This window comes from Brachybacterium zhongshanense (assembly GCF_055385755.1).
In genome coordinates this window covers 1137779-1162127 of the sequence record NZ_AP043790.1, presented here as the reverse complement: position 1 = coordinate 1162127, position 24349 = coordinate 1137779, and the positions used below count along the sequence as shown (strand labels likewise).

Here is a 24349-nt window from a genome sequence, read left to right as displayed (position 1 = left end):
GGCGGAACGGGCACGACGGCGGAACGGGCACGACGGCGGAACGGCCCAGGAGCACAATGGTGCTCACCCGCTCCCCTCGTTCCCCCGGAGAATCGATGACCGCCGCGTCCCAACACCTCGCGCAGCCCGCTCCCGGCACAGGCCCCCGAGACGGCAGCGGCACCGATCCCAGCTCCGGTTCCGGCTCGGGCGAGAGCTCGATGACGGTCCTGCTCGCCTTCACCGCGAACCTGCTGGTCGCGATCGCCAAGACGATCGTCGCCGCGATCAGCGGATCCGCGTCCATGCTCGCCGAGGCGGCGCACTCCTGGGCCGACACCGGCAACGAGATCTTCCTGCTGATCGGCGAGCGGCGCTCCCGTCGCGAGCCCGACCGCAGCCATCCGCTGGGCTACGGGCGCGACGGCTACGTGTGGGCGATGTTCGCGGCGATCGGTCTGTTCGCACTCGGCTCCGCCGTCTCCGTGTGGCACGGGATCCTCTCCCTGGGCGCCGAAGAGGGCGGAGAGACCAGCTACGGATGGGCGTACCTCGTCCTGGGGATCTCCTTCGTCCTCGAGGGGACGAGCTTCCTGCAGGCGCTGCGGCAGGCGCGCAGCGGGGCCCGGGCCCGACGCATCAGCCCGCTGCGATATGTCCGCACCACCTCGGATCCGATGCTGCGCGCCGTGTTCTCCGAGGACTCCTGCGCACTGATCGGCCTCGTGCTCGCCGCCGGCGGCATGGCCATGCACCAGGTGACCGGGGATCCCGTATGGGATGCGATCGGCTCGATCCTCGTCGGCATCCTGCTCGGCTTCGTGGCGATCATGCTGATCTCCCGCAACACCGCCTTCCTCACCGGGGAGGGCGGCTCGCCGCTCGCCCGCGAGAAGGTGCTCGAGCTGCTGCTCGAGCATCCCGACGTCGAGACCGTCAGCTTCCTGCACACCGAGTGGGTGGGTGCGGAGCAGCTGTTCGTGGTCGCCTCCGTGGACCTGGTGGGCGATATGCGCGAGTCCATGCTGCAGGAGAAGGTGCAGGCCATCGAGGATCTGCTGGAGCAGCAGCCCAGCGTCCGCCGCGCGATGCTCACGCTGTCCCGGCCCGGTGCCGAGGAGCACCTCTCGCCCCAGCCGCTGCCGGACTGGTACGAGGACGAGGACGAGGAGGCGGAAGAGGAAGAGGCCGCGGGCGAGAAGGACTCTGCGTGACCTCGACAGCATCCGGTGGGCTCGAGGCCCCCGCCCTCCCCGCCGCTCCCGCGGTGCCGCTCGAGGAGACGGATCTGCGCGCGGTGCAGGCGGAGCTCCTGGCCCGCCACGGCCCCCAGGGATGGTGGTGGCCAGGGCAGGAGCGCTTCGAGATCGCCGTCGGCGCAGTGCTCGTGCAGCGCTCGCGCTGGGTGCAGGCCGCGAGCGCCATCGATGGTCTGCGCTCCGCGGGCCTGCTCTCGGCCGCCGCTCTCGCCAGCGCCGATGAGAGCACGGTGCGCCGGCTCGTCCGCCCGGCGGGCTTCCCCTCCGCCAAGCCCCGACGGGTGCTCGCCCTCGCCCGCTGGATGCATGAGCATGGGGACGCGGTCGGGTCCCTGGACGATGCGGCACTGCGATCGGCGCTGCTGGGGGTCGAGGGCGTCGGCCAGGAGACGGCCGATGCGATCGCCCTGTACTGCTTCGAACGCCCGGTGCTGGTGTGCGACGAGTACGCACGCCGTCTGCTGACAGGGCGCGGCCATGATGTCCCTGCCTCCTACGCCGCCTTCCGACGCCGGATCGCCCCGGCTCTGGCCCGCGCTGACTTCGATGCGGCGGAGCTCGCGGAGCTGCACGGCCTCATCGTCGAGGAGGGGAAGGCCGCTATCGGATCCGCTCGGGCGCGTCCGCGCTGAGCGGGTCGTCGGGCCGGACGGCGTCGTCGGGCCGGACCGCGTCGTCGAGCACGAGCTGCAGCAGGGCGAGGTCGAGCCAGCGCCCGAACTTCATGCCGACCTGCGGCATCAGGCCCACGCTCGTGAAGCCGAGCTTCTCGTGGATGCGCAGGGAGCCGGCGTTGTCGGCATCGATCCCGGCGACCAGCACGTGCACTCCGAGCTCCCGGGCGCGCTCGATGAGCTCGCGCATGAGAGCGGTGCCGACGCCGCGGCCCCGCGCAGCGGCATCGACGTAGACGGAGTGCTCCATCGTGCGCCGGTAGCCGTCATGCGGGCGGAACGGCCCGAAGGTCGCGTAGCCCAGCAGAGGTGCGGTGCCGGCCGGCGCCCCGGGCTCCGCGTCGACCGCCGCGAGCACCGGGTGGCCCTTCTCCTGGTGCGCGGCGAGCCAGGCGGCCCGATCCTCGACCGTCACGGCGACGTCGTTCCAGATGGCGGTGGTGTGCTGGACCGCCTCGTTGTGGATGGCGGTGATGGCGGGGAGATGCGCGCTGGTCGCCTCGATGATCTGCACGCGGGGATTGTTGCACCGCCCAGGGGCCTCGCGAAGCCCGGGGCGCACCCGTCACCGCATCGTCATCCTCCTGCTCCGCCCTCTCCCGGGCGCACGAGACCGGATTCGTAGGCGAGGACGACCAGTCGGGAGCGGTCGCGCGCGCCGAGCTTCGTCAGCAGGCGCGAGACGTGGGTGCGGGCGGTCGCCGGGCTGATGTGCAGGCTCCGTCCGATCTCCTCGTTGGACTCGCCGCGCCCGACGCGGGCGAGGACCTCCCGCTCGCGCTCGGTGAGCCGCTCGATCAGCTCCGGGCGGGTGCGGGAGGACAGGTGCTCGCCGAGGTGGGCGAGGACGGTGGTCGCGACGGCGGGAGACAGCAGGGAGTCCCCCGAGGCGACAGTGCGCACCCCCTCGCGGAGATCCGCCGGCGCGACGTCCTTGAGGAGGTACCCGGAGGCACCGGCCGCGATCGCGCCGAGCACGTCATCGTCCTCGTCGAAGGTGGTCAGCACGATCACCCGCACCCCGTCGAGCGAGGGATCCTCCGTGATGCGGCGCGTCGCCGCGATGCCGTCCAGGCGCGGCATGCGGATGTCCATGAGGACCACGTCGGGACGCAGCAGACGCACCCGCCTCAGCCCGTCCTCCCCATCGGCCGCCTCGGCGACGACCTCGATGTCGCCGTCGCGCTCGGCGAGCGCGCGCAGGCCGGTGCGGACCATCTCCTGGTCGTCGACGAGCACGGTGCGGATCATGGGTTCCTCCGTGGGGGCGGGATGGGGATGAGGGCGTCGACGACGAAGCCGCCGTCGGGGTGGTCGCGGGCGTCGAGGGCTCCGCCGAGGAGCCGGGCGCGCTCGGCCATCCCGGCGAGGCCGGTTCCCCCGCCGTCCGCGTCGCGCTCACCGGCGTCCGCCGCCGCGGCTCGGCCCGGCATGCGGGGAGCGCGTCCGTCATCGCGCACGAGGATCCGCAGCCGCTCGCCCTCCTGGGCGCTCTCGCGGTCGATGCGCAGCTGCACGCGCGTGGCGTCGGCGTGGCGCAGAACGTTGGTCAGGGACTCCTGGACGATGCGGTAGGCGCCAGCCTCGACGGCGGGCGGGAGGGGCTCGCCGTCGAGGCCCGCACCCATGCGGAGGTCGACCACGAGCCCGGCGTCGCGCATCCTTCCGACCAGGGCGGGCAGATCCTCGAGGGAGCGGACGTGCCGCTCGCGCGCGGCATCGTCCCGGCGGAGCATGCGGACCATCGCCCGCAGCTCCTGGAGGGAGGAGGCGGACTGCTCGCGGATGCCCTCGAGAGCCTTCGCGGCCTCGGCGACGGATGCGTCGTCGGGCTCCTCCGGCAGCGCCTCGCGCCCGACGCCGGCGTGCAGGGCGATCACGGAGAGGGCATGGCCGAGGGTGTCGTGGAGCTCGCGGGAGATCCTCTCGCGCTCGCTGCGCAGGCGCTGCTCGGACTCCCGGTCGGCGCGCTCGGCGGTGAGCTCGTCGATGACCCGCTGCTGCCGGTCCCGTTCGCGGCGGGAGCGGATCGCGTGCCCCAGGGCCAGGGCTGCGGCGACCAGCGCGAGGTTCATGGCGGTGTCGGTCCCCAGCAGGTATCCCAGCGGCTGGGGGTCGTCGCGCACGCGGAAGGCCAGGGCGACGGCGACCACGACCGCTCCGGCGATGCCGGCCGCGCGGGTGCAGCCCCGCTCGGCGGCCGAGCCGATCGCGGCGACGACGGGCAGCGCCACGCCGATCGTCGGGAGCTGAAGGCTGTAGTAGGCGAAGGTGCCCAGCACGCTCAGGACGAGCACCCCGATCGGGAGCTGACGACGCAGCAGCAGCACGGCACCGAAGCCGAGCGCGAAGAGGTATGCCAGGGCGGCGGATGCGTCGCCGGCACCGCCGACCGTGGCACCCCCTGGAGCGTCGCCGACGCCGTCGCCGACGGGTGCGAGCGCGATGATCACGACGAGGACGATCGTCACGGCGAGGCCGAGGAGCACGTCGATCGTCGACGGCGAGTCGCGGAGACGGCGGAGGACCCCTCCCGGGTGGTCCGGCATGCTCTCCCCCTCCTGCCCGAGATCCTCGTGATCCGACCCGATGCGAGCACGCCGCCACGAGCTGCGGATGCGGACGGCGGACGGCGTTCGGCGGCCGGCGGCCGGCGGCCGTGATCAGCTTAGGAGGCGACCCTCTCCCCCGCATGCGACCGGGGTCTGATGCCGATGTCGCTCCTCGACGTAGGCGCAGGACGCTCCGGGACGCGCAGGCCCGCGCTCCCGGGCGGACGCGGGATCCGAGCGGCCGTCCCTACCGTCGGAGCATGGACGTCGAACCGCGCAGCACCGCCTCACGCAGCACCGCCTCCCGCTTCCGCCCGCACTGGCCCCTCGCACTCGTCCTCGGCGCCTTCGCCCTGATCAGGCCGATCATGCGGATCCTGCTGGAGCAGACCGGGAACGACCCTTCCGGTCCCCTGCTGCCGCTGGCAGCGACAGCTCTGGTGTCACTGTTCTGGATCGGCGCCGTCGTGCTCGCCCGGACGTCCCCGCCTCCGGCGCCCGTGGCGACGCTCGCGGCGGCGGGCGTCGTCTACGCCGTGCTCGCGATCACGCTGAGCGCCGTCCTCTCCCCGATCCTCCTGGGGCAGCTGTCCGGGCCGCTCGCGAATCCTCTCGCCATCGTGCCGATGCTGCTGACGAACCTCCTCTGGGGACTGGTGTGCGGGGCGATCGCGGCCGGTCTGCAGTCCGCGCTGCATCATCGTCCGCCGGAGGGGACCCGCAGGTGAGCCGGATGCGGACGGTCGGCATCGGTGCGCTCGGAGCTCTCGGCGGGCTGCTCGCCGGGCTCGTCGTCCAGGACGTGATCGCGACCGTGCTGGTCTCCGCCGCCGGTCGCTCGGCCGCGGCCACGATTCTGGGCGCGGTCTCGACCGCGCTGCTGCTGTGCTGCACGGTCGTCGGAGCGCTCGTCGCCGCATGGGGCGATCGACGCGCCGCCGAGGCCCGGGACCGCAGGCTGCACCGGTCTGACCGATCCCGCCCATCCCGGTGATCCAGGCTCCGGTGGCACAGTGGTGGGGTGAGCGACTCCGAGACCGCACCCCGTACGACCCCTGCCGTGAGCCTCGATCACCCGGACAGCATGCTCGCCGCCTGCATCCGCGAGCCCGGACCGGCGAGCTCTATCGAGATCCTCTCCCTAACCGTCCCCGCACCCGGCCCGGGCCAGGTCCTCGTGCGCTTCGAGGCGAGCGAGGTGAACCACGTGGACCTGTTCGTCCGCTCGGGCGCCTACCGGACCCTGATGCCCTCGCCCTTCATCATCGGCCGAGATCTGGTGGGGACCGTCGTCGAGGTCGGGCAGAGCGCCGGAGACTTCACCCCCGGTCAGCGCGTGTGGTGCGCGAGCCTGGGGCACGGCGGCCGCCAGGGCTCCTTCAGCGAGTACGTCCTCGTGGACGCCGAACGCCTGCACGCTCTGCCGAGCGGCACGGATCCGGCCGACGCCGCCGTCGTGCTCCACGGTGCGCTCACCGCGCATCTCGGTCTGTTCCGTGAGGGCGGCCTGCAGGCCGGCCGGACCGCGGTGATCGCGGGAGGCGGGGGCGCCGTCGGCTCCGCGGCGGTCCAGATGGCGGCGGGGGCAGGCGCGCACGTCGTCACGACGGCCTCCGCGCAGGACGCCGACTGGTGCCGGGAGCTGGGCGCCGCGGAGATGCTGGATCATCGCGCCCCGCATCTGGTCGAGCGGCTACGGGGCGCGCTGGCCGAGCGCGGCGGAGGCGCTGACGGGGGTGGCGACGGGGGCGCCGATCTCCTCTGGGACACGAGCGGCAGGATGGCACTCGCCGACGCGCTGTCGCTCGTCTCCCCGGGAGGCCGGATCATCCTGACGGCGGGGCTCGGGGAGACGGCGTCGCTGCCCGTCGGAGACCTGTACACCCGTGACGTCTCGCTGCATGGGTTCGCCGTCTCCAATGCGTCGGTGGGCGATCTCGCGGTCGCCGCCGAGGACATCTCCCGGCTGCTCGCCGCGGGCTCGCTGCGCGGTCGCGTCGGCATGACGGTGCATCTGGCCGACGCCGCCGACGCCCATGCCGCGCTCGAGCAGGGCCGGGTGCACGGCAGGATCCTGGTGCTGCCCTGAGCGTCGTCGGGAGGCATCTGCTCGAGGCAGGAGCCGCGTCGTGCCGGGCGACGCCGTCGGCGGCCCGATCGCTCGTACGATGGGGCGATGGCGCGCTCCTCCTCTCGCCCCACGGTCGCGACGATCGCACGTGACCTGGGGATCTCCCCCGCGACCGTGAGCTACGCCCTCAACGGCAAGCGCGGCGTCTCGGAGAGGCTGCGCGCGAAGATCATCGCCCATGCCGACGAGGTCGGCTGGACCCCGCACGCCGGGGCCCAGGCTCTGCGCCGCGGTCTCAGCGGGAACATCGGACTGGTCCTGACGCGCGATGCGCGCGAGCTCTCCCGCGAGCCCTTCCACTCCGCGGTCACCGCAGGCATCGAGTCCGCGATCTCCTCGCTCGGCTACGAGCTGGTGATCCGCTTCGCCGACGGCGGGACCGAGCAGCAGCTCGACGTGCTCCGCGACTGGTGCGACCGTCGGCGGGTCGACGGCGTGGTGCTCCTGGACCTGACGGCGTCCGATCCGCGGCCCGCCCTGCTGGCCGATCTGTCGATGCCCTTCGCGATGCTCGGCGGAGACGACGGCGCGCCGGGCTGCGTACGGGTGACCAGCGACGAGGAGGCAGATGCCGCGTGCGCCCTCGAGCATCTCGTCGCCTGCGGCTATGACGGGGTGCTGCAGCTGACGGGGCCGATCGCGCACCGTCACGAGCAGCGTCGCCTGATGATCGTCCAGCGGCTGTGCGCGAGGCTCGGTCTGCCCCATGGCTATGCCGAGACCGATGGCACGATCGACGGCGGGCTGAAGGGCTTCGGCCAGCTCGAGCACGACCTGTCGCAGCGGCCGGGCGTCATCGCCGCGAGCGATCTGCTGGCGATCGGAGCGCTGCGGGGCGCGACCCTCGCGCGGATCGACGTGCCCGGTTCGATGGGGGTGGTCAGCTGGGACGACTCCCTCCTCGCGGAGGTCAGCGCACCGTCGCTGACGGCTCTCGCCCGGCACCCCTTCGAGATGGGCCAGATGGCCGGATCGCTGCTGATCGGGCTGCTGCACGGCGAGGTCCAGCCGGGGGCCGTCGACCGGGCGGCACCCTCGCCCCTCGTGCCGCGGGCCTCCACCTCCGCACTCTGAGGGGCTGCTCGGCGGCGTCGGCCCGCCGACGCGCCGACCAGATTCCTCAAAACTCTGGCAAAATCCGTCACAAATCTGGGTCGTTCCGCTTGCGTTCTGCCGTACCTGCCGAATCCCCAGGGCAGCCCCGACGATGTCGCCGCTTTTCCGGCGGACCGCGCCAGTGCGCGAGTCCGCTATGTCCGATGATTGCGCTCTCTCGTCGTGACCTCACCGTGATCCGGGCCTCGACCGCCATCGAGCTGACGAGTACGGTCCTGGACCGGGATCGCAGCCCTCTTGCAGTTCTTGCAATCCCTCTCCGGGCACCGCCGTCCGGAGACGAGCTCGGGAGACCGGGCTCGCAGTGACGAACAGGAGTAAGCAATGCAGCTCATGGACACGACGACCCGCACCTCCAGGAGCGTGATCGGCCGGACAGCCGCGACGCTCGGTGCCGCCGTCATGCTCTCGGCGAGCGCCTGGTCCGGCGCCTCCTTGACCGCATCCGCGGACACAGAGACCGACGCGGCCGACACCGACGCGACCACGACAGCCGCGGCGGCAGAGGACTCCTCGTCGGCCGACGGACGCAACAGCGACGTCATCCTCAACATGTTCCAGTGGTCCTGGACCTCGATCGCCGAGGAGTGCACGAGCACCATCGGCCCTGCCGGCTTCGGCTACGTGCAGGTCTCCCCGCCCCAGGAGGAGATCCAGGGCACCGAGTGGTGGACCTCCTACCAGCCCGTCAGCTACAAGATCGAAGGCAAGATGGGCAGCCGCGAGGAGTTCGCGGACATGGTCCAGGCCTGCGACGAGGCGGGCGTCGGCGTCATCGCGGACGCGGTCATCAACCACACCACCGGCGCCGATCAGGGCGCCGGCACCGGCACCGCCGGCAGCAGCTACGCCGAGGACGACTTCCCGGGCATCTACGACGCCGACGACTTCAACGACTGCCGCGAGGACATCTCGGACTACAGCGATCGCGAGAACGTGCAGAACTGCCGTCTGGTGTCGCTGCAGGACCTCAAGACGAGCTCCGAGGAGGTCCAGGACACCCTGGCCGCCTACATGAACGACCTGATCGACCTCGGCGTCGAGGGCTTCCGCATCGATGCCGCCAAGCACATGCCGGCGGAGGATCTCGCCGCGATCAAGTCCAAGCTCTCTGATCCGGACATCTACTGGGTCCAGGAGGTCATCGGCGCCTCCGGCGAGCCGATCCAGCCCTCCGAGTACGTCGGCACCGGCGACGTCCACGAGTTCGACTACGGCCGCCAGCTGAAGTCGGCGTTCGGCGGTTCGATCGCGGGTCTGGACTCGATCGCCGAGGGCAAGCTCGACTCCGACGACGCCGGCGTCTTCGTGGACAACCACGACACCGAGCGCAACGGGGAGACGCTGAACTACAAGGACGGGGACACCTACACCCTGGCCAACGCGTTCATGCTCGCCTACGACTACGGCCAGCCCAGCGTCTACACCGGATACACCTTCGACGACACCGACGCCGGCGCTCCCGGGGCGACCGCCACCGAGGTGCCGGACGCCGACTGCGACTCCGACGAGTGGACCTGCACGCAGCGCCTGCCCGAGATCCAGGGCATGGTGGCCTTCCACAACGCCGTCGCCGGCACCGAGGTCACCGACTGGTGGGACGACGGCGACAACAACATCGCCTTCGGGCGCGGCGACAAGGGCTTCGTGGCCCTGAACAACACCGAGGGCGAGGTGACGAACACCTACCAGAGCTCGCTGCCCGCCGGCACCTACTGCAACGTGGCCGCCGGGACCGACTGCTCCGAGACGGTGACCGTCTCTGAGGACGGCTCGTTCGAGGCGACCGTGGGCGCCAAGAGCGCTGTCGCGATCGATGTCGAGCACACCGCCGACTCCGCCTCCGAGTGAGCCGACGGATGATCCGACGGCCCCGCTGATCCCCAGCGGAGCCTGAGCGGCAGCCGAGCCGCTCTCACCGCGGGAGCACCCGCATCAGGGCCCCGGCGCCCGCCTCCCTCGAGGCGGGCACCGGGGCCCTCCTCTGCATGCAAGATGACGCAAGCCACCAGCCCTGTCGGCAACGACGATGACATCGTCCCACCCGACGAGATGGGGTCCGATAAAGATTCGGCAAAGCCTGCCAGATCTCCCCGGGCGGGTTCGCCGCCGCCGAAGTAGAGGTGTTCCTGCAGGCCAGGCGCCCTGATGCCAGCCCTCACGACCGATGGCAGCACTGATCCGCTCTCGCCGTGAGAGCGTTCCCGCCACCCCATGGGAGGCTCACACTGCTCGACTCCCCTGATCGCTCGCTGTACTCTCACCGCACGAACCATGCATGATCTTGCAGTTCTTGCAGTACATCCCGGCAGAGCAGCCGGGAACGGCGGTCCGACGGCGGGCCGCCCCGATGCAGAGGAGAGAACGATGCAGTCCACCCTCACGAGATCGCGCCGCGGGAAGGGGCTGGGCCGGATCGCGCTCGCGCTGTCGACCGCGGCCCTGGTCGCCGCCGGCGGCCTGAGCTCGGCGCCGGTCCCGGCCGCCGCGACCGCGCCCGACTCGTCGGTGTCCGCCGACGGCAGCAACGGCGACGTGATCCTGAACCTGTTCCAGTGGAACTGGGACTCCGTCGCCGCCGAGTGCACCAGCACCATCGGCCCCGAGGGCTTCGGCTACGTGCAGGTCTCCCCGCCCCAGGAGGAGATCCAGGGCACCGAGTGGTGGACCTCGTACCAGCCGGTCAGCTACAAGATCGAGGGCAAGCTCGGCACCCGCGCCGAGTTCAAGAACATGGTCGACACCTGCAACGCCGCGGGCGTCGAGGTGATCGCCGACGCGGTCATCAACCACATGACGGGAGCCGACAACGGCAGCGGCACCGGCGTGGCCGGCACGCCGTTCGGGATCGACTACTTCCCCGGCCTGTACGGCGCGAACGACTTCAACGACTGCCGCGAGAACATCTCGAACTACGGCGATCGCTACAACGTCCAGAACTGCCGCCTGGTCTCGCTGCAGGATCTCCGGACGGGGTCCGACTACGTGCAGAGCACGATAGCGGGCTACCTCAACGACCTGATCGACCTGGGTGTGGCCGGCTTCCGCATCGATGCCGCCAAGCACATCCCGGCGTCGGACCTCGCGGCGATCAAGTCCAAGCTCTCCGACCCCGACATCTACTGGGTCCAGGAGGTCATCGGCGCCTCGGGCGAGCCGATCCAGCCTTCTGAGTACGTCGGCACCGGCGACGTCCACGAGTTCAACTACGGTCGCCAGCTGAAGTCGGACTTCGACGGCCAGATCAAGAACCTGCGATACATCGCCGACGGCAAGCTCTCCTCCGACGTCGCGGGCGTCTTCGTGGACAACCACGACACCGAGCGCAACGGCGAGACCATGAACTACAAGTGGGGCGCCAAGTACATCCTGGCCAACACCTTCATGCTCTCCTGGCCGTACGGCTCCCCGTCGGTCTACTCGGGCTACACCTTCGACGACACCGACGCCGGTGCGCCCGGCGCGACCGCCACCTCCGTGCCGGACGTCGACTGCGACTCCGACGAGTGGAACTGCACCCAGCGCTGGACCGAGATCAAGGGCATGGTCGGCTTCCACAACGCGGTCGACGGCACCTCGGTCACGAACTGGTGGGACGACGGCAGCAACAACATCGGCTACGGCCGCGGTGACAAGGGCTACGTCGCGATCAACAACACCGGCTCCTCGGTGACGCACACGTACCAGACCTCGATGGCCGAAGGCACCTACTGCGACGTCATCGCCTCGGACGACTGCTCGGAGACGATCACCGTCGCCTCCGACGGCACCTTCACCGCGACCATCCCCGCTTATGGCGCTCTGGCGATCCACGTCGGATCCGACTCCGACGGAGGCGGCGACGATGGCGGCGATGATGGCGGCGACGACGGCTCGACCGGCGACTACGACACCACGACGGTGTACTACTCCACCGAGGCCGGCTGGGACGACTACTACATGCACTACAAGGCCGGCTCCGGCACCTGGACCACCGCGCCCGGCACCGAGATGACCGAGGCCTGCGAGGGCTGGTACTCCACCACCGTCGACAGCTCCGACACCCTCACCGCAGCCTTCAACGACGGCAGCGGCACCTGGGACAACAACGGCTCGAACGACTACACCCTCAAGGGTGAGGAGGTCACCGTCACCGGCGGCTCCGTCGCCGAGGGCAACCCCTGCGACGACGGCTCGGGCGATGACGGATCCGACGACGGCTCCGGCGAGACCGTCGTCGGCACCACCTCCGTCGGCGCGAACGTCTCCACCGTGTGGGGGCAGAACGTCTACCTGGTGGGTTCGATCAGCGCACTCGGCAGCTGGACCCCCTCCGCAGGCGTCGCCCTGTCGGCCGACACCTATCCCGTGTGGACCGCGAGCGTCGACCTGCCCGCCGGCACGACCTTCGAGTACAAGTACGTGAAGATCGACGGCAGCGGGAACGTCACCTGGGAATCCGGCGGGAACCGCAGCGCGACCGTCGGCAGCGACGGCACGCTGACGCTCTCCGACAGCTGGAGGTGAGAGCCGCAGCCGCTCGCATCCTCAGCTGAGTCCGCACTGCGCGGACCCTCATCGGCCCTGGGCCGTCACCTCGTGGAGGGGGTGACGGCCCAGGGTTCTTCTCATGCTCGACGTGCGTACGCTCACACCATCATCCTGGTGCTCCCGCCTCCCGCCTCCCGCCGCGGACCGCCGACCATATATAGTGGAGTGCACATTCCACAATGGGTGCAGGACTCGAGGAGGTCCCCATGGTCATCGCAGGTCTCGTGCTCGCCGCCCTGGCAGCGCTGGTCCACGTCGTCATCTTCTGCCTGGAGTCGATCGCCTGGACGGGAGAGAAGGCCCGAGCGACGTTCGGCACCACACCCGAGGAGGCGGAGGCCACCCGGGAGCTCGCCTTCAACCAGGGCTTCTACAACCTGTTCCTGGCGATCTCGGTCACCGTGGGCATCATCCTGCTCGCCGCCGGAAGCTCGGCGGCGGGCGCGGCTCTCGTGCTCGTCGGCACCGGCTCCATGACCGCGGCCGCGACCGTCCTGCTCATCAGCAGCCCGGACAAGCGCGGTGCCGCCCTGAAGCAGGGAACGCTGCCCGCTCTCGGCACGATCCTGCTGGCGCTCGGCCTCGCCCTCTGAGCCCAGCCCCGCCCGCATCCCTCGACCCGCTGCACCCGCCGCCGCACGCCTCGCCCGCCGGCACCCGCTGCTCAGATCCACCGTCCGACAGAAGGAGAGTCCCCTCATGACCGACGCCCTCAGCACCCGCATCCAGCTCGCCTCCCGCCCCCAGGGCTGGCCGGACCCCACCGACTTCCGCACCGTCAGCGTGCCCCTCGACGAGCTCGCTCCGGGACAGGTGCGGGTTCGCAACGAGTTCATCTCCGTCGACCCCTACATGCGCGGCCGGATGAACGACGCCCGCAGCTACGTCGCTCCGTATGCGCTCGGGGAGACCATCACCGGCGGCGCCGTCGGCCGTGTCGTCGCCTCCGAGGCGCCCGACCTGCCGGTGGGGACCCTCGTCCTCCACCAGCACGGCTGGAGCGACCTGGTCCAGGACGACGCCTCCACCTTCCGCGCCGTCCCGGAGGTGCCCGGCGCACCGTCCTCGGTCCACCTGCACATCCTGGGGATGACCGGCCTGACCGCCTACGTCGGCCTCACCGCGATCGCCGACCTCCAGCCCGGGGAGAACGTCTTCGTCTCGGGCGCCGCAGGAGCAGTCGGCACCGCCGTCGGCCAGATCGCGAAGATCCTGGGGGCCGGTCGCGTGATCGGCTCGGCCGGGAGCCCGGAGAAGGTGGAGCTGCTGACGAGCAAGTACGGGTACGACGCCGCCTTCGACTACAAGCAGGGCGATGTGCGAGGGCAGCTCGCCGCCGCGGCCCCCGACGGCATCGACGTGTACTTCGACAACGTCGGCGGCGACCACCTCGAGGCCGCGCTGGACGTCCTCGAGGACGGAGGCCGCGCCGCCCTGTGCGGAGCCATCTCCGGATACAACGAGGAGGAGCGCACCCCCGGCCCCGACAACATGGCCAACATCATCATCCGCGGCCTCACGCTGAAGGGCTTCACCCTCGCCGGGTACCTCGACCGTGCGCCTGCTTTCCGGGAGCTCATCGCGCCCCGCTTCGCCTCCGGTGAGATCGCCTACGACGAGACCGTCGTCGACGGCATCGAGAGCACCGTCGACGCGTTCCTCGCCATGATGCGCGGCGCGAACACCGGCAAGATGCTGGTCCGGATCACCGACTGACGCGCGACAAGACCACGTCTGCGACGCCCCATACTCCTCGATCGACCGCGTCGAAGACGCCGTCGCCGAGCACTACAAAACCATCCGACTCAGCCCCGCGTTCGTTGCCGCCGTCCGCAACCACATCGAGACCGCCCTGAACGACCAGGTCGCCGCGCAGCAACTGCTCCGCAAGAACCTCGAAGACCAACTCGCACAGCTCACCGTCAAAGAAGACAACCTCCTCGACCTCGCCGCCGATAGCTCGCTCCCGCAAGAACGCATCCGCCAGCGCCTGCGCGACATCGCCCGTGACCGGCAGCGCGTGACCGAGCAACTCAGCGAGGTACACGGCGACCTCTCCAGCGGCCGAGCGTTCCTCGACGCCCACCTCGATCTGCTCGAGAACCCCTACGAGCTGCATCTCCACGCCAGTGAAGCGACCCGACGCAAGCTCAACCAGGCGGTCTTCGCCCACGTCTACGTCGCCCACGACGAAGTCGTCGGCGACGACATCCGCTCTCCGTTACGGGAACTTCTCGCCGCCGAACGCGGCTGGGAAGCCCTCACAGCGGGCGCAACACCCGAGGCTGCCCGCGCCGCCACTCAGGCCGCGACAGCGCGCCACAGCGACCCAGAAACGCCAAAAGCCGCCCCGAAGGGCGGCCTGGCCGAACTAACAAACCTCTGGCTTGACCTGCCTGGCGGCGTTTACGAGGACGCCGATTGCAGTAAGCCTCTTATGGTGGAGCTAAGGGGATTCGAACCCCTGACCTCTTCCATGCCATGGAAGCGCGCTACCAACTGCGCCATAGCCCCGTAGTGGGTGTCAATGCGATCGGATCCGTTCCCGGAACCCGCCGCGGCGACTCCCCCACATTACATCGTCCCTGCACCGGGGCCAAAACCAGGACGCCCCGAACGCCTATGCACTGCGCCACGTCCATCGGTCTGGCCCAGCCGGTCGCCCGCCGTCGCCGTTCGTCGGCCGCTGCTCTGCGCAGCAGCGCTCCCCCGCCCTGCCGACGTCCGCGCACACCATCGTCGGGACGCACCGGGAACGCAGAAGGCCCCCGCCGGGGCGGGGGCCTTCTGAACGAGTCACTGTCTCACGGTTTCTCGAGTGGAGCTAAGGGGATTCGAACCCCTGACCTCTTCCATGCCATGGAAGCGCGCTACCAACTGCGCCATAGCCCCGTAGTGGGTGTCGATGCGATCGGATCCGTTCCCGGAGCCTGCCGCGGCGACTCACCAAGGTTACATCCCTGCAGGCCTCAGGGGAAATCCGGCGGGATGTTGTGTGACAGCAACCTCATCAGCTCGCCGTTGGTGTCGGCCGCGAGAGGCTCGAGGACGGACCGATGGCAGTTCTCCAGACCGCTGACGCCGCGGAAGCCGTTGGTGTCCAGCCCCAGGAGCGCGGTGATGCCGAGCGTGATCGCTGCGCCGTGGCCCACGACCATGACGGTGCGGCCGGGATGCTCGGCCACCAGCTCCCGGCAGGCAGTGGAGATCCGGGCGCCGACCTCGGGACGATCCTCGACGTCGACGCCGAGCACCGGACGATGGTTGCGCCAGTCGGCATGCTGCTCGGGCCAGCGCCGGCGGATCTCGTCGCCCTTCAGCCCCTCCCAGACCCCGAAGCTGCGCTCGAGGAGGGACTCGTCCGTGGAGACGTCCAGTCCGCAGGCCTCGCCGATGATCCTCGCCGTCTCATGGGCGCGCTGGAGCGGGGAGGCGACGATCACGTCCGGCGGGTCCAGTGCGACCGACGCAGCGAGTGCCGCCGCCTGCCGCAGGCCGTGGGCGTTGAGCGGGATGTCGACCTGACCCTGCAGCCGACCCTCACGGTTGTAGTCGGTCTGGCCGTGCCGCACGAGCACCAGGCGCGTACGGGCATGGCCTCGCGCCGAGGCGGGGCCCTGCCTCACGCCTGCGCCTGCGGCCGGTCCTGCCCGGTCCCGGGCGTGCGGTCGTCGATCTGCAGGTCGATCAGGGGCGCGTCGCGCCACAGGCGCTCGAGCGCGTAGAAGGCCCGATCCTCGGCATGCTGGACGTGCACGACGATGTCGCCGTAGTCCAGGAGCACCCAGCGGGCGTCCCGCTCGCCCTCGCGACGGATCGGCTTGCGACGGCGCTCCTTGAGGAGCTCCTCCTCGACGCCGCCGACGATCGCCGACACCTGGCGCTCGGAGTCGCCGGAGCAGACCAGGAACACGTCGGTGATGACGACCTGCTCGGAGACGTCCAGGCCGATCACCTCCTGGGCCAGCTTGTCGGCGGCGGCCTGCGCGGCGACGCGGGCGAGGTCGAGGGATTCTTCGGAAGCGCTCACGCGGCGACTACCTCCAGCAGGTGATGGGCATCAGGGGTGAGGGCCGACGCCGCGGCGGTGATCGCCTCATGCGCAGAGCCCGGGACGAGTGCGTCGGTGCTGCCGGGCCCGAGGACGCCGGTGATCAGCAGGGCGACCAGGACGATCAGAGCCAGCGCGATGAGCGCCCACACCGCCCACACCAGCGGGCGTCCGCCGGAGCGCTCGGGCCGATGCAGCACCTTGCCGTCGAAGCGGGGCGCAGGGCGCGGGGCCGGGGCATCGCCGACGGCGAGCTCGCCGAGCTCGGCGCCGTCGGAGTCCCGGTCGATGGGTGCTCCGCCGGTGGCCGACGCTGCGGAGGCCGCCGTCGACGCAGCGGAGGCCTGACCCGCCGCATCCGAGGGGTCTGAGGAGTCCGATGCCACGGGAGCGGGATCGTCGTCGACCGACTCGGCGGGGCTCGCGGCCGAGCCGATGGTCCGGAAGGAGACCAGCGTGGTCGCATCGTCCGACGGGGCGTCAGGGTCCTCGGCGCGCGCGAGCGAACCGGTGATCTCCGACGGGGAGATGGTCCCGGGCGACGCCGCCGAACCTGCCGAACCCGCCGATTCTGCAGAACCAGCCGATCCTGCAGAACCGGCGGAGGACGCAGAACCGGCGGACCGCGGGGAGGTCGGCGCGACCGACGGCGAGGCCGGGTGGAGCCTGTCCTCGGCGGGTGCGTCGGCGGGGATCGGCTCGTCGGTCAGCTCGATGATCCGGGCGCGACGCCCGAACTTGCGCAGCGTCGGCAGCGGGGCGTCGGCTGTGGGAGGTGCGACCGCACCGCGCGCACCCGGGACCACGGGCATCTCGCCGCTGAGCTCCGCTCCGGTGCGCGACTCCAGGGCCGCGGCCTCTTCGGGGCTCAGCTGCCGCGCACGACGGCCGTGCCGACGGCCGCTCTGGGGCTCACTCATCTGCGTCACCACCTGTGTAGAGGGCGTACTTGTTGATGTATTGGACCACTCCGTCGGGCACGAGGTACCACACCGGCGCGCCGGCCGCGACGCGGGTGCGGCAGTCGGTGGAGCTGATCGCCATGGCGGGGACCTCGATCAGGGTGACGCCGTCGTCCGGCAGACCGAAGGTGTCCAGCTCGTGCCCGGGGCGGGTGACGCCGATGAAGTGGGCCAGCTCGAAGATCTCCTGGTTGTCCTTCCAGGTCAGGATGGACTGGAGGGCGTCGGCGCCGGTGATGAAGAACAGGTCCGCATCACCGTACTTCCTGAGCAGGTCGCGCAGCGTGTCGATCGTGTAGGTCGCCCCCGGACGGTCGATGTCGACCCGTGAGACCGTGAACACGGGGTTCGCCGCCGTCGCGACGACGGTCATGAGGTAGCGATGCTCGGCGTCGGAGATGTCGCGGTCCGCCTTCTGCCAGGGCCTGCCCGTGGGCACGAAGACGACCTCGTCGAGCGCGAAGACGCTCTGGACCTCGCTGGCGGCGACGAGATGGCCGTGATGGATCGGATCGAAGGTCCCGCCCATCACGCCGATGCGTCGCCGCTGCTGCTCCATGCGGTCAGCGGTCGGAGTCGTCGGAGGAGCTCTCCTCGCCCCGCTGGTGCTGGCCGCTGGTCAGGAAGGTGATCCCCAGCAGGCACAGCAGGAGCACGAGGGCGCCGCCGCCCACGAATCCGGGAGCGATGCCGTGGGATCCCTCGGCGCCGGCCTCGGCGAGGATCATGAGCTGGTCGATCATTATCTGATGCCCTTTCGACGTGAGACCGCCCCATCATCCCACAGCGCGGGCCTCCCACCTGGACGCACACGCGCGCATGGGAGCGTGATCACGACGGAGCGTCCCCTCAGGGGCGCACGTGGCCCTGACCGACCACGATCCACTTGGCGGTGGTCAGCTCGGTCAGCCCCATGGGACCGCGAGCATGCAGCTTCTGGGTCGAGATGCCGATCTCGGCGCCGAAGCCGAACTCCCCGCCGTCGGAGAACCGGGTCGAGGCGTTGGCCATGACCACCGCGGAGTCGACCTCCGCGAGGAACCTCTGCTGGTTCACCAGGTCCCGGGTGAGGATCGATTCGGTGTGGCCCGTGGAATGCTCGCGGATGTGCGCGAGCGCCTCGTCGAGATCGTCCACGACCTTCACCGCGAGATCCAGGGACAGGTACTCGGTGTCCCAGTCCTCGGCGGAGGCGGGGACCACGGCGACCGATGCCGGTGCATCGCCCGCATCGTCGCGCGAGAGGATCGCCCCGGCCGCCTCGTCGACGTGCAGGGTCACGCCCGCCGCTCCGAGCCGCACGGCGATCAGCGGCAGGGCGCGCTCGGCGATGTCGCGGTGCACCAGCAGGGTCTCGAGCGCGTTGCACACGCCCACCCTCTGGGTCTTGGCGTTGGCGATGATCTCGACGGCCTGGTCCAGATCGGCCGACGCGTCGACGAGAACGTGCGTGTTGCCGGTCCCGGTCTCGATCACGGGGACGATCGAGTTCTCCACGACCCGGCGGATCAGGCCCGCTCCCCCGCGCGGGATGAGCACGTCCACGAGACCGCGGGCCCGCATGAGGGCGTCGACGCCGGCACGGCCGTGCTGATCGATGCCGACGATCAGGTCCTCCGGCAGCCCCTGCTCGGCCAGCACCCGGCGCAGCACCGCGATCAGCGCCGTGTTCGAGTGCAGGGCGGCCGATCCTCCGCGCAGGACGACCGCGCTGCCGGACTTCAGGGCGAGGCCCGCGGCGTCCACGGTCACGTTCGGCCGCGCCTCGTAGACCATGCCGACCACACCCATGGGAACCCGCACCTCGCGCAGCTCGAGACCGTTGGCGAGGACCGAGCCGCGGATGACCTCCCCCACGGGATCCGGGAGCGCGGCGGCGTCGCGCAGCTGCTGGGCGATCTTCGCGACGCGCCCGGCGTCCAGGGCGAGACGGTCGCGCAGTCCGGGCTCGATGCCCGCAGCATCGGCCGCCTCGAGGTCCTCGGCGTTCGCGGCCACGATCTCCTCGGCCGACGCGACGAGCGCATCGGCCATGGCCAGCAGCACCGCATCCTTGGTGTCCCGGTGCAGGCGCGCCAGACGCGGCTGTGCGTCACGGGCCGCGCGGGCGGCGCCGCGGACGGCGCGCTCCACGTCGGTGAGCTCGGCGGTGCGGTCGTCGATCTCGTGCTGAGCAGTCATGCTCCGAGGATACGTCGCAGGTCAGCGCCACGGCTCGGGGTGTCCACGGCACGGGCGCGGATGGGAGCATGGGCGCATGCCCGCACCGCCTCCCCGCCCGACCGCGGCCACGATCCCGCAGGCGGCGACGCACGCGTCGCCGCAGACGACTTCCCAGACGACTCCCCAGACGACTCCTCGGACGACTGTGCCGGCGCCCGACGTGCTGGTCGTCGGATCCCTCAACGTTGACCTCTCGCTGCAGGTCGACCGTCGCCCGCGGCCCGGGGAGACGGTCGTCGGCCGCGACGCCGCACGGTCCCCCGGAGGGAAGGGTGCGAACCAGGCGCTCGCCGCTTCTCGCGCCGGGGCGCGCACGGCCATGATCGGTGCCGTCGGCGCGGACGCCTCAGGCGCCGGCGACGCCGAGGTCGCCCTCTCCCTCCTGGCCGACGACGGCGTCGACCTCTCGGGCGTCTCACGCGTCGAAGGGCCGACGGGTCTGGCGGTCGTGACCGTCGACCGCAGCGGCGAGAACACGATCGTCGTCGTGCCCGGGGCGAACGGCGCCGTCGACGCCGCGATGGTCCGATCGCACGCGGGGGCGATCTCCTCCGCCGCGGTGGTCGTGCTGCAGGGCGAGATCCCGCGCTCGGGGATCGAGGAGGCCGCACGGCTGTGCCGCGGGCGCCTCGTGCTGAACCCGGCACCGGTGCTCGAGCTGGACTCCGACGTCCTCCGCGCTGCGGACCCGCTGGTGGTCAACGAGCACGAGGCCGCAGCCGTCCTCGAGCAGCTGCTCGCCCCGGGACCGCGCCCGGCCGACGGTGCTCGCTCTCTCCTGCGGTCGCTGCTCGAGGCCGGAGTCCGCTCCGCCGTGCTCACTCTCGGAGGGGAAGGAGCACTCGTCGGCGATGGCACCGTCCGCGCGATCCCCGCGGCCGAGGTCGCCGCCGTCGACACCACGGGAGCAGGTGACGCCTTCATCGGCGCCCTCGCCGCACGCCTCGCCCGCGGCGACGGCCTCCTCGCGGCAGCTCTGCACGGATCACGCTTCGCCGCGGCGTCGGTGACCGCGCCCGGTGCGCAGAGCAGCTATCCCCAGCGCGGGGCCGGGCTGCCGGTGCTCCCCCCGTCGGCCCGGAACGACGACGAGTCCGCCCGGTCCGACGACGGACCTGCCCGGCACGACGGCGAAGGACACTGACGGAAGGGAGCCGAGCGACGGGACCGCCGGAGCGGCCGGAGCGACCTCAGCGACCGGGTTCAGAGGACGACCAGCTGGTCCCGGTGCACGGCGGGCTTGCGATAGCGCTCCCCCAGCACGTCGCGCAGCTCGCCCGTCGGACGTCCGATCATCACGCGCAGCTCCTCGCTCGAGAAGCCCACGAGACCGCGGGCGATGGTGCGGCCCTCAGGATCGGCGATGTCGACGGGCACTCCCGCCGGGAACGTCCCCTCGACCTCGATGATCCCGACCGGCAGGAGCGAGCGACGGCGGCTGCGGACCGCCTCCGCGGCGCCCTCATCCAGGTGCAGGGTTCCTGCGCCGCGGGTCGCGAAGCGCAGCCACACCAGGCGTGAGCGACGGCGACCGTGGTGAGCGGGGAAGAAGGTGCCCACGTCCTCACCGGCGATCGCGGCGGCGAACTGCGCGGCGGAGGTCATGACGGTGGCGGTGCCGAGGGTCGCGGCCTGCTGAGCGGCCGACAGCTTGGTGACCATGCCGCCGGTGCCGACCTTCGAGCCGACCGATCCGATCGACACGCCCTGCAGGCGGGCGGCATCCTCCACCTCGCCGATGCGCCGCGCGCCGGGCTCCCGAGGGGGCGCCGTGTACAGCGCGTCGACGTCGGTGAGCAGCACGAGCGCATCCGCGCCGAGCAGCTGGGCGACGAGCGCGGCGAGGCGGTCGTTGTCGCCGAAGCGGATCTCGTGGGTGGCCGTGGTGTCGTTCTCGTTGATCACCGGCACCGTGCCCAGCGCCAGCAGCGACTCGAGCGCAGTGCGGACGTTCCGGTAGGTCTGGGAGCGGATCACGTCGGCCTCGGTGAGCAGCACCTGGCCGGCGATGAGCCCGTGGGCACGCAGCGCGTTGGCCCAGGAGACCGCGAGGATCGACTGGCCGACGCTCGCCGCCGCCTGCTGCAGCGCGACGCTGCGGGGGCGCTCATCGAGTCCCAGCGGACCGAGTGCAGCGGCGATCGCGCCGGAGGAGACGACGACGACCTCGGTGCCGTGCTCGCGCATGCCCGCGACGACGTCGGCGATCGCGCGGACCTTCGCATCGTCGAGGCGTCCGCGCTCGTCCGTCAGGCTCGAGGAGCCGATCTTGACGACCATGCGGCCGGCGCCCGGGATCTGACCGCGACCGGTGATGCGGGAGGGCTGGCGCAGCTCTCCCCCGTTGCCGGTGCCGTGCAGGAGGACCGTGGACTCGCTTCCCGTCACGGTCAGCGGGCCTCGTCGTCGACCGCGGGATCGGCCCAGTGGCCGGCGCGCCGCTCGTCCTCCATCGCCGCCAGCCGGTCCAGCCGTGCTGCGGTGCGGGCCTTCTGCTCCTCGCGCTTCGCCTCGCGGGTGGGACGGTGGTTGTCCTCCATGCGCTTGTCGGTCCCGCGACGGCCCAGCAGCTCCGCCCCGCCGACCATCGTCGGCTCCCAGTCGAAGACGACCGCATCGTCGCTCGGCCCGATCAGCACAGTCGAGCCGGCGACGGCTCCTGCCTTGAACAGCGACTCCTCGACGCCCAGCTTCGCAAGGCGATCCGCGAGATAGCCGACGGCCTCGTCGTTGCGGAAGTCGGTCTGGCGGACCCAGCGCTCCGGCTTGTCACCGACGACCCGGTAGGCGGTCGAGCCCTCGAACTCCTCGGTGACGACGGTGAAGGGCCGCTCGTCGACCGCTCGGGGCGTGATGACGATGGGTGCGGCCTCGGGCTCGGGCAGCTCGGCGCGCGCCTTCTCGACGATCTCGGCGAGCACGAACCCGAGCTCACGCAGTCCCTTGCGGGAGACCGCGGAGACGTCGAGCACCGGGATGCCGCGGTCCTTGAGGCGATCGCGCACGAGGTCCGCCATGTCGGCGCCGTCGGGCAGATCGGTCTTGTTCAGGACGACGACGGTGGGCCGTTCCATCAGCGGGACCCTGCCCTCGCCGTCGTCGTCCAGGCCCGCGGCATAGGTCGCGAGCTCGTTCTCGATCGTCTCGAGATCGCTCAGCGGGTCGCGATCCGACTCGAGGGCGGCGGCGTCGAGGACATGCACGATCACATGGCAGCGCTCGATGTGCCGCAGGAAGTCCAGTCCCAGCCCCTTCCCCTCGCTCGCACCGGGGATCAGGCCGGGCACGTCGGCGATGGTGAAGCGGTGCTGGCCCGCTTCGACGACGCCCAGGTTCGGCACGAGGGTGGTGAAGGGGTAGTCGGCGATCTTGGGGCGGGCCGCGCTCATAGCGGCGATGAGGGAGCTCTTGCCGGCGCTGGGGTAGCCGACCAGCGCGACGTCGGCCACCGACTTCAGCTCGAGGACCAGCCGCCGCTCCTGCCCCGGCTCGCCGAGCAGCGCGAAGCCGGGAGCCTTGCGGTGCTTGTTCGCGAGGGTCGCGTTGCCGAGGCCTCCCTGTCCGCCCTGGGCGGCGATGTAGCGGGTGCCGATCCCCACCATGTCCGCCAGGACGGTGCCGTCCTCGGTCCTGACCACGGTGCCGTCGGGGACGGGGAGGACAAGATCCTCACCGTTCTCCCCACGGCGCATGTCGCCCTTGCCGAAGCCGCCGGAGGTGGCCTTGCGATGGGGCTTGTGGTGGTAGGCCAGGAGTGTCGTGGTGGAGGCGTCCACCTCGAGCACGACATCGCCGCCGCGGCCGCCGTCGGCCCCGTCGGGTCCGGCCAGCGGCTTGAACTTCTCGCGGCGGATCGAGGCGGCGCCGTGGCCGCCGGAACCTCCGACGACGTGCAGCACGACGCGGTCGACGAACGTGGCCATGGGGGATCTCCGATGGTCGGGAGCGGATGATGCAGGAGGATGCGTGCGCAGACGCGTCCCGGAGACGCACCGAGGGGCGGAGCAGTCGGCTCCGCCCCTCGAAGGCGTTGGGTTCCCCGGTTCCCCGGGGAGCGCGTCAGGCGCTCTCGACGACGCTGACCACGCGACGGTCGCGGGAGCGACCGAACTCGACGGTGCCGGCGGTGAGGGCGAACAGGGTGTCGTCCTTGCCGCGGCCGACGCCGGCGCCCGGGTGGATGCGGGTGCCGCGCTGGCGCACGATGATCTCGCCGGCGCCGACGACCTGGCCGCCGAAGCGCTTCACGCCGAGGCGCTGCGCGTTCGAGTCGCGACCGTTCTTCGAGGAGCTCGCGCCCTTCTTATGTGCCATGAGGAGTTACCTTCTCTCGTTACAGCCTGGGAGGCGGATCGTCAGGCGATGCCCGTGATCTTGAGGCGCGTGAGCTCCTGGCGGTGGCCCTGGCGCTTCTTGTAGCCCGTCTTGTTCTTGTACTTGAGGATCCGGATCTTCGGACCGCGCAGGTCCTCGACCTTCTCCGCCGTGACCTTGACCTTGGCGAGATCGGCCTGAGCCGAGGTCACCTTGTCACCGTCGACCAGCAGGACGGGAGCGAGCTCGACGCTGTCGCCCGCCTCGCCGGCCACGCGGTTGATCACGATGGAGTCGCCGACCGACACCTTCTCCTGCCGACCGCCTGCGCGGACGATTGCGTACACCACGTCACTGCTCCATCTTGTTACCGGAATTGCTCTGGTCATCGCGTCCCCACCGGAACGGACCGCGGACCTGCGACCGTCGACCTGCTCCTGGCCCCGGGGACCGGGACCGTGAAGGGGAGGTGCGGTCGCGCGGGACCCGAGGGACTGCGCGATGTCGGCGCGTTCTGCGCCAGGGGACAGCTTACGTTCCCCCGGACCATGGGGTCAA

The 24349-nt window shown here is 71.1% G+C and carries 25 protein-coding genes and 2 tRNA genes; 11 read left to right on the top strand and 16 right to left on the bottom strand.

All coding sequences use genetic code 11. The annotated features are described in order from the left end of the window. Nucleotides 1-95: 95 nt before the first annotated feature. Both ACZ5AJ_RS05305 and ACZ5AJ_RS05300 read left to right on the top strand, forming a co-directional pair. Nucleotides 96-1193: a cation diffusion facilitator family transporter gene (locus ACZ5AJ_RS05305; protein WP_464137745.1), complete on the top strand. Its 1098-nt coding sequence runs from the start codon at nucleotides 96-98 to the stop codon at nucleotides 1191-1193. Further along, complete coding sequence (locus ACZ5AJ_RS05300; protein ID WP_464137743.1) at nucleotides 1190-1870, top strand: endonuclease III; 681 nt, start codon at nucleotides 1190-1192, stop codon at nucleotides 1868-1870. Before ACZ5AJ_RS05305 ends, ACZ5AJ_RS05300 begins: the two co-directional genes overlap by 4 nt. Here ACZ5AJ_RS05300 and ACZ5AJ_RS05295 read toward each other — a convergent pair. The 3 genes from ACZ5AJ_RS05295 to ACZ5AJ_RS05285 form a co-directional block, all read right to left on the bottom strand. Continuing rightward, a complete protein-coding gene (locus ACZ5AJ_RS05295; RefSeq protein WP_464137740.1) occupies nucleotides 1839-2426 on the bottom strand; it encodes an N-acetyltransferase family protein in 588 nt (195 codons plus the stop codon). The genes ACZ5AJ_RS05300 and ACZ5AJ_RS05295 overlap by 32 nt on opposite strands. A 62-nt stretch (nucleotides 2427-2488) precedes the next feature. Then, on the bottom strand, nucleotides 2489-3163 hold the full coding sequence (locus ACZ5AJ_RS05290) for a response regulator (protein WP_464137738.1): 675 nt from the start codon (nucleotides 3161-3163) through the stop codon (nucleotides 2489-2491). Further along, the gene (locus tag ACZ5AJ_RS05285) at nucleotides 3160-4461 is read right to left on the bottom strand and encodes a sensor histidine kinase (protein ID WP_464137736.1); all 1302 of its coding nucleotides are present in this window, start codon (nucleotides 4459-4461) and stop codon (nucleotides 3160-3162) included. Before ACZ5AJ_RS05285 ends, ACZ5AJ_RS05290 begins: the two co-directional genes overlap by 4 nt. Nucleotides 4462-4724: 263 nt before the next feature. Here ACZ5AJ_RS05285 and ACZ5AJ_RS05280 point away from each other — a divergent pair, with 263 nt between their 5' ends. The 8 genes from ACZ5AJ_RS05280 (at nucleotide 4725) to ACZ5AJ_RS05245 (ending at nucleotide 13957) form a co-directional block, all read left to right on the top strand. Further along, complete coding sequence (locus tag ACZ5AJ_RS05280; protein WP_464137734.1) at nucleotides 4725-5192, top strand: hypothetical protein; 468 nt, start codon at nucleotides 4725-4727, stop codon at nucleotides 5190-5192. Next, complete coding sequence (locus ACZ5AJ_RS05275; RefSeq protein WP_464137732.1) at nucleotides 5189-5458, top strand: hypothetical protein; 270 nt, start codon at nucleotides 5189-5191, stop codon at nucleotides 5456-5458. Before ACZ5AJ_RS05280 ends, ACZ5AJ_RS05275 begins: the two co-directional genes overlap by 4 nt. Before the next feature lie 27 nt (nucleotides 5459-5485). Further along, nucleotides 5486-6553: an NADPH:quinone reductase gene (locus tag ACZ5AJ_RS05270; protein WP_464137730.1), complete on the top strand. Its 1068-nt coding sequence runs from the start codon at nucleotides 5486-5488 to the stop codon at nucleotides 6551-6553. 87 nt (nucleotides 6554-6640) lie between these two features. Then, nucleotides 6641-7669, top strand: a complete 1029-nt coding sequence (locus tag ACZ5AJ_RS05265) for a LacI family DNA-binding transcriptional regulator (protein ID WP_464137728.1) — start codon at nucleotides 6641-6643, stop codon at nucleotides 7667-7669. Between the two features lie 375 nt (nucleotides 7670-8044). Continuing rightward, entirely contained in the window at nucleotides 8045-9562 is a 1518-nt protein-coding gene (locus ACZ5AJ_RS05260; protein ID WP_464137726.1) for an alpha-amylase, read from the top strand. 516 nt (nucleotides 9563-10078) lie between these two features. Then, nucleotides 10079-12217 (top strand): carbohydrate-binding module family 20 domain-containing protein, encoded by a 2139-nt coding sequence (locus ACZ5AJ_RS05255; protein ID WP_464137724.1) that lies wholly within the window; start codon nucleotides 10079-10081, stop codon nucleotides 12215-12217. A gap of 230 nt (nucleotides 12218-12447) precedes the next feature. Next, entirely contained in the window at nucleotides 12448-12834 is a 387-nt protein-coding gene (locus tag ACZ5AJ_RS05250; protein WP_464137722.1) for a DUF1304 domain-containing protein, read from the top strand. 106 nt (nucleotides 12835-12940) lie between these two features. Beyond that, nucleotides 12941-13957: an NADP-dependent oxidoreductase gene (locus ACZ5AJ_RS05245; protein WP_464137720.1), complete on the top strand. Its 1017-nt coding sequence runs from the start codon at nucleotides 12941-12943 to the stop codon at nucleotides 13955-13957. On the opposite strand, the gene ACZ5AJ_RS05240 is transcribed toward ACZ5AJ_RS05245, so the two are convergent. The 9 genes from ACZ5AJ_RS05240 to ACZ5AJ_RS05200 form a co-directional block, all read right to left on the bottom strand. Continuing rightward, the gene (locus ACZ5AJ_RS05240; RefSeq protein ID WP_464137718.1) at nucleotides 13947-14429 is read right to left on the bottom strand and encodes a hypothetical protein; all 483 of its coding nucleotides are present in this window, start codon (nucleotides 14427-14429) and stop codon (nucleotides 13947-13949) included. The genes ACZ5AJ_RS05245 and ACZ5AJ_RS05240 overlap by 11 nt on opposite strands. A gap of 250 nt (nucleotides 14430-14679) precedes the next feature. Next, nucleotides 14680-14755 (bottom strand) — tRNA-Ala (locus ACZ5AJ_RS05235). Between the two features lie 305 nt (nucleotides 14756-15060). Next, nucleotides 15061-15133, bottom strand: a tRNA-Ala gene (locus tag ACZ5AJ_RS05230). Between the two features lie 77 nt (nucleotides 15134-15210). Then, nucleotides 15211-15867 carry a histidine phosphatase family protein gene (locus ACZ5AJ_RS05225; RefSeq protein ID WP_464137716.1) on the bottom strand — a complete coding sequence of 219 codons (657 nt, stop codon included), beginning with the start codon at nucleotides 15865-15867 and terminating at the stop codon, nucleotides 15211-15213. Beyond that, a complete protein-coding gene (gene rsfS, locus ACZ5AJ_RS05220) occupies nucleotides 15864-16271 on the bottom strand; it encodes a ribosome silencing factor (RefSeq protein WP_464137714.1) in 408 nt (135 codons plus the stop codon). Before rsfS ends, ACZ5AJ_RS05225 begins: the two co-directional genes overlap by 4 nt. Next, on the bottom strand, nucleotides 16268-17212 hold the full coding sequence (locus ACZ5AJ_RS05215) for a hypothetical protein (RefSeq protein WP_464137712.1): 945 nt from the start codon (nucleotides 17210-17212) through the stop codon (nucleotides 16268-16270). Before ACZ5AJ_RS05215 ends, rsfS begins: the two co-directional genes overlap by 4 nt. Then, a complete protein-coding gene (nadD, locus tag ACZ5AJ_RS05210) occupies nucleotides 17205-17813 on the bottom strand; it encodes a nicotinate-nucleotide adenylyltransferase (protein WP_464137710.1) in 609 nt (202 codons plus the stop codon). The genes ACZ5AJ_RS05215 and nadD overlap by 8 nt, the downstream gene beginning before the upstream one ends. A gap of 4 nt (nucleotides 17814-17817) precedes the next feature. Next, nucleotides 17818-17997, bottom strand: coding sequence for a hypothetical protein (locus tag ACZ5AJ_RS05205; RefSeq protein WP_464137708.1), 180 nt, complete (start codon nucleotides 17995-17997; stop codon nucleotides 17818-17820). Between the two features lie 106 nt (nucleotides 17998-18103). After that, nucleotides 18104-19435, bottom strand: coding sequence for a glutamate-5-semialdehyde dehydrogenase (locus ACZ5AJ_RS05200; protein WP_464137707.1), 1332 nt, complete (start codon nucleotides 19433-19435; stop codon nucleotides 18104-18106). A gap of 76 nt (nucleotides 19436-19511) precedes the next feature. Here ACZ5AJ_RS05200 and ACZ5AJ_RS05195 point away from each other — a divergent pair, with 76 nt between their 5' ends. Beyond that, nucleotides 19512-20621, top strand: a complete 1110-nt coding sequence (locus ACZ5AJ_RS05195) for a ribokinase (protein WP_464137705.1) — start codon at nucleotides 19512-19514, stop codon at nucleotides 20619-20621. Between the two features lie 59 nt (nucleotides 20622-20680). Here ACZ5AJ_RS05195 and proB read toward each other — a convergent pair whose 3' ends face one another. The 4 genes from proB to rplU form a co-directional block, all read right to left on the bottom strand. Next, a complete protein-coding gene (gene proB / locus ACZ5AJ_RS05190; protein ID WP_464138694.1) occupies nucleotides 20681-21757 on the bottom strand; it encodes a glutamate 5-kinase in 1077 nt (358 codons plus the stop codon). A 110-nt stretch (nucleotides 21758-21867) separates the two neighbouring features. Beyond that, the gene (gene obgE, locus ACZ5AJ_RS05185; protein ID WP_464137703.1) at nucleotides 21868-23400 is read right to left on the bottom strand and encodes a GTPase ObgE; all 1533 of its coding nucleotides are present in this window, start codon (nucleotides 23398-23400) and stop codon (nucleotides 21868-21870) included. A gap of 136 nt (nucleotides 23401-23536) precedes the next feature. Further along, a complete protein-coding gene (gene rpmA, locus ACZ5AJ_RS05180; protein ID WP_464137701.1) occupies nucleotides 23537-23791 on the bottom strand; it encodes a 50S ribosomal protein L27 in 255 nt (84 codons plus the stop codon). 41 nt (nucleotides 23792-23832) lie between these two features. Continuing rightward, on the bottom strand, nucleotides 23833-24141 hold the full coding sequence (gene rplU, locus ACZ5AJ_RS05175) for a 50S ribosomal protein L21 (protein ID WP_464137700.1): 309 nt from the start codon (nucleotides 24139-24141) through the stop codon (nucleotides 23833-23835). Nucleotides 24142-24349 lie beyond the last annotated feature (208 nt).